Annotated in this window: 8 protein-coding genes; 5 read left to right on the top strand and 3 right to left on the bottom strand. The window is 63.6% G+C overall.

All coding sequences use genetic code 11. The features are described 5' to 3' along the window. Positions 1-112: 112 nt before the first annotated feature. From dsbG to dsbD, 3 genes are read right to left on the bottom strand one after another with little or no spacing between them, the layout of a single operon-like run. Positions 113-874, bottom strand: coding sequence for a thiol:disulfide interchange protein DsbG (gene dsbG, locus JFV30_RS19190; RefSeq protein ID WP_201124936.1), 762 nt, complete (start codon positions 872-874; stop codon positions 113-115). Continuing rightward, positions 850-1,719, bottom strand: coding sequence for a TlpA disulfide reductase family protein (locus tag JFV30_RS19185; protein WP_201124935.1), 870 nt, complete (start codon positions 1,717-1,719; stop codon positions 850-852). Before JFV30_RS19185 ends, dsbG begins: the two co-directional genes overlap by 25 nt. Further along, entirely contained in the window at positions 1,719-3,449 is a 1,731-nt protein-coding gene (dsbD, locus tag JFV30_RS19180) for a protein-disulfide reductase DsbD (RefSeq protein WP_201124934.1), read from the bottom strand. The genes JFV30_RS19185 and dsbD overlap by 1 nt, the downstream gene beginning before the upstream one ends. 175 nt (positions 3,450-3,624) lie before the next feature. On the opposite strand from dsbD, the gene JFV30_RS19175 reads away from it, so the two are divergent. The 5 genes from JFV30_RS19175 to JFV30_RS19155 all read left to right on the top strand — a co-directional run bounded on the left by JFV30_RS19175 (position 3,625) and on the right by JFV30_RS19155 (position 8,375). Continuing rightward, on the top strand, positions 3,625-4,305 hold the full coding sequence (locus JFV30_RS19175; protein ID WP_003209011.1) for a response regulator: 681 nt from the start codon (positions 3,625-3,627) through the stop codon (positions 4,303-4,305). Next, on the top strand, positions 4,305-5,624 hold the full coding sequence (locus tag JFV30_RS19170; RefSeq protein ID WP_201124933.1) for an ATP-binding protein: 1,320 nt from the start codon (positions 4,305-4,307) through the stop codon (positions 5,622-5,624). The genes JFV30_RS19175 and JFV30_RS19170 overlap by 1 nt, the downstream gene beginning before the upstream one ends. Positions 5,625-5,745: 121 nt before the next feature. Further along, positions 5,746-6,519 (top strand): N-acetylmuramoyl-L-alanine amidase, encoded by a 774-nt coding sequence (locus JFV30_RS19165; RefSeq protein WP_201124932.1) that lies wholly within the window; start codon positions 5,746-5,748, stop codon positions 6,517-6,519. Between the two features lie 150 nt (positions 6,520-6,669). Continuing rightward, the gene (locus JFV30_RS19160) at positions 6,670-8,070 is read left to right on the top strand and encodes an aspartate aminotransferase family protein (protein ID WP_201124931.1); all 1,401 of its coding nucleotides are present in this window, start codon (positions 6,670-6,672) and stop codon (positions 8,068-8,070) included. A gap of 80 nt (positions 8,071-8,150) precedes the next feature. After that, positions 8,151-8,375, top strand: coding sequence for an MbtH family protein (locus JFV30_RS19155; protein WP_003209001.1), 225 nt, complete (start codon positions 8,151-8,153; stop codon positions 8,373-8,375). Positions 8,376-8,396: the final 21 nt, after the last annotated feature.

The raw sequence follows: 8,396 nt of genomic DNA, 5'->3' as shown, positions 1-8,396 counted from the left end.
CGCTGTGGTTGATGGCCTCATCACAGGCAAGCCAGCTCCCACATTTTGGATTGTGAACACATTCAAAAGGTGGGAGCTGGCTTGCCTGCGATGGCGTGAGACCGGTCGCCGCTTATTTGGGCCCGAGAATCTTCACCAACTTATCCGGCGACGGCGCTCCTTGCTGTTGCTGCAATCCGCCCTTGTCATCCAGATAGAAAATCGCCGGCGTCGCCGACAGCTCCAGCTCGTCCATCAGCTTCATATTGGAGTCGAGCTTGGCCTGGATATCCGCCGGGATCTTTTCCAGTGCCTGCAACTTGCTGCCTTTACCGGCCGACTCATGGGCTTCCAGGGCCTGTTGTGGGTCCTTGGCTGCAAACAGCGCCGCCGATTTGCCCGGGCTGTCCTCACGAATAATCCCCACCATGATGTGCCGCAACTGCACCTTGCCTGCCTTCACCCACGGCCGCGCCTGTTCCCAGAACATGTTGCAGTACGGGCAGTTCGGATCGCTGAACAGGTAAACGATGCGTGGCGCATCCTTGTTGCCGTCCTGGATCCAGTTGCTGTGTTCCATCTTGGCCCAGACTTCCTTGGCCATGGGCGCATACACCAGTTTTTCCAGGGGCGCGGTGCTCAGGTCGTTGCCATCAGCATCGTACAGGTTGCCGGCGATCACGCTTTTGCCGTCTGCGGTCAGGTACAGCGCCATGCCGCGGTTCTGGTATTGCGCCGCATAACCCGTGAGGCCGCTGGGTGCATCGAACTTGCCGATGATCTTGGCGCCCTTGGCCTCGATGTTCTTGATCGGCGCTGGCCAGTCCTCGGCGTGGACCAGGCTGGCGGCCAGGGTCAGGGGCAACAGGGTCAGCAAGTGGCGGAGGCGGAGCATGGCGAATTCCTTGTGGTGGCCGGCAGGGCCGGTTTGGCGTTGATCGGTTCGAAGCGCTCCATGGCGCGGGCCAGGCTGGCCTGTGAGAGTTCGCCCAAGTGGCTGTTGATCAGGCGACCGTCCGGTTGATAGAAGAGGGTGGTGGGCAAAGCCATGGAGCCGACGGCCTGGCCGAGGCGGCCGCTGGCGTCGAACAGCACGTTGTCCAGGTTCAGGCCCTGGGTCGCCAGGTAAGTGGCGACGCTTTGCATGCTTTCGGCCTGGTTGACGAACAGGAAGGTCACGTCCGGGCGTTGGCGCTGGGCGCTTTCCAGTACCGGCATTTCACGCCGGCATGGCGGGCACCAGGTGGCCCACAGATTGATCACCAGCGGGCCGCCCTTGTAGTCGGCCAGTTGCACGGTTTCGCCATTGGCGTTGCGCAGGGCGATGTCCGGCAGGTGCGTGCCTTTTTCGTAGAGGGTCAGGGACAGGCTGGTCAAGGCCCAGAACGCCAGGCCGGTGATCACACCGGCGCCCAGTGGCTTGCGCAACAGCGGGCGGCGCCAGCCATAGATCAGGGTGGCGATGATCAGCGCGATGACGCCGGGCCAGGCGAGAAAACCGCCGTCGCGCAGGTCGACGATTTGCAGCGGGTCATTCTGGTAGTACGTCCAGTACATCAGCACGAAGCTGACGCGCGCGGCGAGCATGCCCAGCAAGAACAGGGTGAACAGCACTGACTCCGGGTTCTCGCCGCCGCGCTTGGCCACCCGCCAGCCCACCAGGGTGGCGAGGATCAACGCCGTGATCAGCAGCAAGTGATTCAGGGCGATGGCGAACGTGCCGATGGTCAGTGTCAGCATCAGAGGGTGTCCCTGGCTTGGGTCCAGCGTTGTAGGAAAGCGGCGGCGTCGACTTCACCGGTGATGCGCTGGGCGCGGCGTTCTTCACCGTCGGGGCCGATCCAGACAAAGCTCGGCGGGCCGGGCACCTTGTAGCGGCCCAACAGTTCGCGGCTGGCGGCATTGTCGGCGGTGACGTCGAGGCGCAGCAGGCGCACATCCTTGAGGGCGTCGAGGACTTCGGGTTTGCCGAACACCTGTTTTTCCATGATCTTGCACGACACGCACCAGTCGGCGTAGTAGTCCACCAGCACCCATTGGCCCTGGGCCTTGGCGCTGTCGAGCTGGGCTTGCAGCACAGCCGGGTCGTTGATGGTCATGAAGGCTTCGTGGGCGGTGGGGGCTCCGGCTACCCGCGAGCCGCTGTAGACCTTCAAAGGCTGCCACAGGTCGTCGCTGCCGCCGGCCGCGCCGATCACCAATACGCTGCCCCAAAGGCCCAGTACCAGGGAGCCGGCACCGAACAGCATGGCGGTGCGCCCGAAATCCCGGGCCAGGCGCCAGCCGCAATAGGCCATGACCAGCGCCAGCACACCCCACAACCCGAGCCACAGGGTTTCGCCGACTACCGGGCGAATCATCAACACGGCGGTGGCAAGGAACAGGAAGCCGAAGATGCCCTTGAGGATATTCATCCAGGTACCGGGCTTTGGCAGGAAGCGGTTGCCCACGGTCACCAGCAGCAACAGCGGCACGCCGATGCCGATGCCCATGGCAAACAGGATCAGGCCGCCATGCAGGGCGTTGCCGCTTTGGGCGATGTAGAGCAAGGCGCCGGCCAGGGGGGCGGTCATGCAGGGGCCTACCAGCAGGCCGGACAAGGCGCCGAGCACGCCCGCACCTACCAGGCTGCCGCCGCTTTGGTTGCGGCTGACGTTATCCAGGCGGTCCCGCAGGAAGGCCGGCAGTTGCAGTTCAAAGAAGCCGAACATCGGCAAGGCCAGGATCACAAACAACGCGGCGAAACTGCCGAGGATCCACGGGGTTTGCAGCAGGGCGGCCAGGTTACCGCCGAGCAGTGCGGCCAATACGCCGAGGGCGGCATACACCAGCGCCATGCACACCACGTAGCTGGCGGCCAGGGCAAAGCCGCGGCGGGGACTGGCGCCGCTGCCGACCACAAGGCCAGCGAGGATCGGCAGCATCGGCAAGGAGCACGGGGCAAAGGCCAGCAGCAGGCCCAGGCCGAAGAACACCAGCAGGCTCCAGCCCAGGCTGCGCTGTTGCAGGCCGCTGGCCAGGCTTTGGTCCTGGGCCTGGCCGGTGGCGGCGACGGCGGGGTTGCCTCCAAGGTCCACGGTGATCGATTGCGGCGGGTAGCACAGGCCGGCATCGGCGCAGCCCTGCCAGCCGACTTTGACCTGGCCGGTGGCGCCGGCAGGAATCTTCACTTCCAGGCCCTGGCGATAAACCTGCTGCTCGCCGAAGAATTCGTCGCTATGGGCTTCGCCCTGGGGCAACGTCGGCTTTTCAGCCAGGCCGTCGAACTTCATGCGCTGCTGGTACAGGTAATAACCGTCGGCAATCTGCCAGAACAACTGGGTTTCGCCGGAGGCCAGACGTTCGGAGGTAAAGGTGAAGGCTTTGCCTACCGGGAGGAAGTCGGGTTTGGTCTCGAAAGGATTGCTGCCAGGCGCGGCCTGGGCAAATCCAGCAAACAACACCAGCAGAAAGATAAACAGATGCCGCATGATCAAGCCTTAGTTCGAAGCAAGTGGGACACACAATGTGTGGCGTTGATTAACCGATGATTAACCGGGCTATCCTAGAAAGAAGGGATTATCCGGGATTCTTGGCGTTGGCGGCATAATGCACGCTTAATCCAGCGCCTTTTAAATCAGCCTCACATTTTGCAAAGGGTTCACCATGCACGTACTGGTTTGTGAAGACGACGAACTGATCGCCAGCGGCATTGTTGCCGGGCTCAGCGCCCAGGGCCTGACGGTCGAGCGCGTCGGCACGGCTGCGGCTGCCCGGGCGATGCTCAAGGTGGCGGAATTCGACGTGATGGTACTCGACCTCGGCCTGCCGGATGAAGACGGCTTGAAGTTGCTGCAGCAATTGCGCAGCCAGGGCCTGGAGATTCCGGTGCTGATCCTCACGGCGCGGGACTCGGTGACCAACCGGGTCGACGGCCTGCAGGCCGGTGCCGACGATTACCTGCTCAAACCCTTCGACCTGCGGGAACTGGCCGCGCGCCTGCACACCCTGTTGCGCCGGGTGGCCGGGCGCAGCGTCAACCTGATCGAACACGGGCGCCTGACCTACAACCCCAGCAGCCGCGAAACCCTGCTGGGTGGCGAGTCGGTGGACCTGTCCCGTCGCGAGCAGGCGCTGTTGCAGGCCCTGCTGCAAAACCGGGGCCGGGTGCTGTCCAGCGAGCAGCTCAAGGACAGCGTCTACGGGCTGAATGACGAACTGGAAAGCAACGCCCTCAACGTGCACATCCACCACCTGCGGCGCAAACTCGGCAACGGCATCGTTGAAACCGTGCGTGGCCTGGGCTATCGCCTCGGCCCGGCTGACGGTGGAGAGGACGCTTCGTGATGAGCCTGCGCCTGCGGCTGACCTTCAAGCTCGGCGCGGCCTTCGTGCTGATCTGGGCACTGGCCGCCGCGTGGATGCTCAACGACCTGCGCAACCAGATGATGTTTTCCCTGGACCAGCGCCTCGTGGCCTCGGCGCGCATGGTGGCCGGGCTGATGGAGCAGATGCCGGGCCTGTCCAGCACGGGCGAGGGCGCGCATTTCAGCGCTGAGCAATTGAATGTGCCGGGCGGCATGGCGTGCCAGGTCAGTTCCTTGCGTGGCGTGGTGCTCGCCCGCAGCCACACCACGCCGGACCAGGGCCTGGAGTCGCGCAAGAGCGGCTTTCGCGACCAGATGATTGATGGCGTGGGGTGGCGCAGCTTCACCCTGTCCCGTGGCGATTTGTTTATCACCACCGCCGACCGGCAAGTGGAGCGCGAAGCGTTGAACCTGTCGATCCTGTTGGCGGCGTCGGTGCCGGTAGGCGTGGCGCTGTTGGGCTGCCTGTGCCTGTTGTGGCTGGGGATTGGCCAAAGCCTGTTGCCGCTCAATCGCATGCGTGACGCCTTGATGCGCCGCAGTGCCGACTCCCTCGAGCCCTTGCAGATCAGCCCGCTGCCCAGCGAACTCAAGCCGCTGCTCGACACCCAGAACCAGTTGCTGCAGCGCATCGCCAAGACCATCGAACGCGAACGCCGCCTGACCGGTGACGCCGCCCACGAACTGCGCAGCCCGTTGACCGCGATCAAGACCCACCTGCAAGTGGCGCGCATGACCGAAGGCGCCGCCCGTGACCAGTCCCTGGCCCACGCCGAGGAAGGTGCCGACCGCTTGCACCGTACCCTGGAGCAGTTGCTGCTGCTGGCGCGGGTCGAGGGCAGCCTGTCGTTCGACGACGGCCTGCAATCGAGCGCCGAGCAGGTGGCACAACTGGCGATCCAGGATGCCAATGGCGGCGACAATCAGCGCATTGACCTGATCCTGGCGGGCGACCTTTCCGAAAAACCGGTTGAAATGCCGGTGGGCCTGGCCGTCGCCGCGTTGCGCAACCTGCTGGATAACGCCCTGCGCCACACGCCGGCCGATACCCGGGTGGAGCTGAGTGTGTCCAGTGCGGGCGATAACGTGGTGTTCCGTGTACGTGACCACGGCGCACCGATCTCCAGTGAAGACCTGCAACACCTGACCCAGCGCTTCTGGCGCAATGGCAACAGCCCCGGGTGCGGCCTGGGGCTGGCGATTGTCCAGGCGATCGTGCAGCGCTGCTCGTGCTCGCTGAAATTCGACAGCCAGGCCGATGGCCTGCGGGTCGACCTGGGCATGCCGCTGCGTCGCTGAACCTTCTTTTCTCGGCACAAATAGGTACCGCCATCCTCAAGCGCAACGCTTCAGGATGGCGGTAATTTTTTGTGTTTGAACGGGCTGAATGACTCGGCCTGTGTTGAAAAGGACAGCTTCCATGTTGGTCATCGACTCCACTTACCCCGCAACAGACTTTAACGGCCGTAACGGCGAAGCCGTGCGCCAGGTGATTGTGCATTACACCGCCTCGGCCTTTGCCCCGTCACTCAAGACGCTGACCTGTGGCGGCGTCAGTTCGCATTACTTGTTGGCCGATCCCCATGACCCCGGTTACCGCGCGGCGGGTTATCAGGAGTTGCGGGTGTTTCGCCTGGTGGATGAAGCCCATCGCGCCTGGCATGCGGGCGCCAGCCATTGGGCCGGGCGCGACAACCTCAACAGCCGCTCCATTGGCATTGAAATCGTCAACCAGGCCCGGGACGACGCCGGTGTGTTTACCTTCCCTGCGTATGGCGCACAGCAGATCGACGTGTTGATCGACCTGATCCGGGACATCCAGGGACGGTACCCGGCAATCGGCCCCACCGACATTCTCGGGCATTCGGACATTGCCTATTGGCGCAAGAGCGACCCGGGGCCGCGTTTGCCGTGGCGCTGCCTGTTCGAGGCGGGCGTGGGTGCCTGGTATGAGGACGTGGCCAAGATGGCCTTTCAACGCCGGTTCGACATCAGCCTGCCGCCAGAGGTTGAGGTCGAACGGGCGTTTCAGCGCTACGGTTATGCCCCGGCAAAAAATCGCCTGGGTTTTCAGCAACGTGTCCGCGCGTTCCAGATGCATTTTCGTCCCTGTGACTACAGCGGGTGGCTGGATGCGCAGACCTGCGCCATCCTGTATGCGTTGAATGAAAAATACACCGGGGTTGCCGGGTAAAACCGCTAAAGCGGTTTTTAACGACCACAGGTGTAAATCCTCCCCGCGCTGATGCGTTTCCAGAACAGGAAATCCGTGCGCTGCCCTTGGGCCAGACGCCAACGGGTTGGCAGTTTGGTCACCATCATCAGTGTATTGAGGGATCGAGAGATGTCAGTCGCTACCAGCCGTATTGAAGAGACCCAGGCGGTCCCTGCGGAAACGCTCTACCAGTTCGACGAAACGCCGTTGCTGGCCCGTCAGCGCCAGCAGGAGTCCAATGCCCGCAGCTATCCACGGCGCATTCCCCTGGCGCTCAAGCGCGCGCGCGGGATTTATGTCGAGGACGTCGAAGGCCGCAGCTTCATCGATTGCCTGGCCGGCGCCGGTACCCTGGCGCTGGGGCACAACCACCCGGTGGTGATCGAGGCGATTCGCCAGGTGCTGAGCGATGAATTGCCGTTGCACACCCTGGACCTGACCACGCCGGTCAAGGATCAATTCGTGCAGGACCTGTTCGGCCTGCTGCCGCCGGCGCTGGCGCGGGAAGCCAAGATCCAGTTCTGTGGCCCCACCGGCACCGACGCGGTGGAAGCCGCGCTGAAGCTGGTGCGCACCGCCACCGGGCGCAGCACGGTGTTGTCGTTCCAGGGCGGTTATCACGGCATGAGCCAGGGCGCGCTGAGCCTGATGGGCAGCCTGGGGCCGAAGAAACCCTTGGGCGCGCTGCTCGGCAATGGCGTGCAATTCCTGCCATTCCCTTACGACTATCGCTGCCCGTTCGGGCTGGGCGGGGCAGAAGGCGTGAAGGTCAACCTGCATTACCTGGAAAACCTGCTTAACGACCCCGAGGCCGGTGTATTGCTGCCGGCAGCGGTGATCGTCGAGGTGGTGCAAGGCGAGGGCGGTGTGATCCCGGCCGATCTCGACTGGCTGCGCGGCCTGCGCCGCATTACCGAACAGGCCGGGGTGGCGTTGATTGTCGACGAAATCCAGAGCGGCTTCGGCCGTACGGGCAAGATGTTTGCGTTCGAACACGCCGGCATCGTTCCGGACGTGGTGGTGTTGTCCAAGGCCATTGGGGGCAGCCTGCCGCTGGCGGTAGTGGTGTATCGCGACTGGCTCGACACCTGGTTGCCGGGTGCCCATGCCGGGACCTTCCGTGGCAATCAGATGGCCATGGCCGCTGGTTCGGCGGTGATGCGCTACCTCAAGGACCACGACATTCCCGCCCACGCGGCGGCCATGGGCGAGCGCCTCGGCGAACACTTGCGCATCCTGCAGCGCGACTTCCCGCAGTTGGGGGATATTCGTGGCCGCGGGCTGATGCTCGGTGTGGAGTTGGTGGACCCCGCCGGTGTCCCCGACACCCAGGGCCATCCGCCGGTGCATCGCCAACTGGCACCGCTGGTGCAGCGTGAATGCCTCAAGCGCGGGCTGATTCTTGAACTGGGCGGGCGACACGGCAGCGTTGTGCGTTTCCTGCCACCGCTGGTGATCACCGCCGCAGAAATCGACCGGGTGGCCGAGATATTTGGTCGCGCGCTGGCGGCAGCCGTCACCAGCCTCTAATTTTTTACCGGGCTGGCACGTTCCTTCTTACATCAGCTGTGCATGGTGCGCAGCCAGCCTTACACCGACGGAGAACAGCAATGACCTCAGTATTCGACCGCGAAGACATCCTGTTTCAGGTAGTGGTCAACCATGAAGAACAATATTCCATCTGGCCCGACTACAAGGCTGTGCCGGAAGGTTGGCGCACCGTGGGCAAGAGCGGGATGAAGAAAGAGTGCCTGGCCTACATCGAAGAGGTGTGGACCGACATGCGCCCGCTGAGCCTGCGCCAGAAGATGGACAGCCAGGCGCTTGCTGGCTGATTGAGCGCCAGACATGCAAAA

Source organism: Pseudomonas sp. TH32 (assembly GCF_016650855.1).
Lineage (GTDB): Bacteria > Pseudomonadota > Gammaproteobacteria > Pseudomonadales > Pseudomonadaceae > Aquipseudomonas.
The sequence above is the reverse complement of the archived record's forward strand: the minus strand, read 5'-3'. Positions and strand labels throughout refer to the sequence as shown.

What these genes read in the sequence shown, in the direction of transcription:
- dsbG (WP_201124936.1), bottom strand. Translation starts at nt 874, where the DNA reads ATGCTCCGCCTCCGCCACTTGCTGACCCTGTTGCCCCTGACCCTGGCC.
- JFV30_RS19185 (WP_201124935.1), bottom strand. Translation starts at nt 1,719, where the DNA reads ATGCTGACACTGACCATCGGCACGTTCGCCATCGCCCTGAATCACTTG.
- dsbD (WP_201124934.1), bottom strand. Translation starts at nt 3,449, where the DNA reads ATGCGGCATCTGTTTATCTTTCTGCTGGTGTTGTTTGCTGGATTTGCC.
- JFV30_RS19175 (WP_003209011.1), top strand. Translation starts at nt 3,625, where the DNA reads ATGCACGTACTGGTTTGTGAAGACGACGAACTGATCGCCAGCGGCATT.
- JFV30_RS19170 (WP_201124933.1), top strand. Translation starts at nt 4,305, where the DNA reads ATGAGCCTGCGCCTGCGGCTGACCTTCAAGCTCGGCGCGGCCTTCGTG.
- JFV30_RS19165 (WP_201124932.1), top strand. Translation starts at nt 5,746, where the DNA reads ATGTTGGTCATCGACTCCACTTACCCCGCAACAGACTTTAACGGCCGT.
- JFV30_RS19160 (WP_201124931.1), top strand. Translation starts at nt 6,670, where the DNA reads ATGTCAGTCGCTACCAGCCGTATTGAAGAGACCCAGGCGGTCCCTGCG.
- JFV30_RS19155 (WP_003209001.1), top strand. Translation starts at nt 8,151, where the DNA reads ATGACCTCAGTATTCGACCGCGAAGACATCCTGTTTCAGGTAGTGGTC.